General features: G+C 51.4%; 1 pseudogene. It reads right to left on the reverse strand.

Going from position 1 to position 366, the window contains the following annotated elements:
* A pseudogene (locus AUR66_RS23300) lies at window positions 1–334 on the reverse strand (aminomethyl transferase family protein); the annotation flags it as partial.
* Window positions 335–366: the final 32 nt, after the last annotated feature.

Raw genomic sequence — 366 nt, forward strand, 5'->3', positions numbered from 1 at the left:
CTATACGCTGGAGGACACCGTCACCGATGAATTTACCGTCGGAATTGCACATAATCGCTTGCTTCGACTTACCAACGGTGAATCCATCAAAACTGTTTGTGCATAGCTTTGTGAGTACCTCCAAGGCATCAGGTCCTTCGATGATCTGGTCCATCTGGTGGTGCGAAAGATCTGCGAGTACGCAGGTCTCTCGTGTCGCCCGGAGCTCGTCTTGCCAATTGGTGTATTCACGTGCTACTTCTATTGGCCATACCCATCGGCCACCGGCTTGCTGTAGCATCTCAACGGGACTCTCAGCTGAATCTAGTGCTTCCTGCAGGCTTTGGTTAGCCATACCATGGCGATTCCTCCCTGCCAGTATAAATC

Source organism: Haloferax profundi, assembly GCF_001469865.1.
GTDB classification, from domain to species: domain Archaea; phylum Halobacteriota; class Halobacteria; order Halobacteriales; family Haloferacaceae; genus Haloferax; species Haloferax profundi.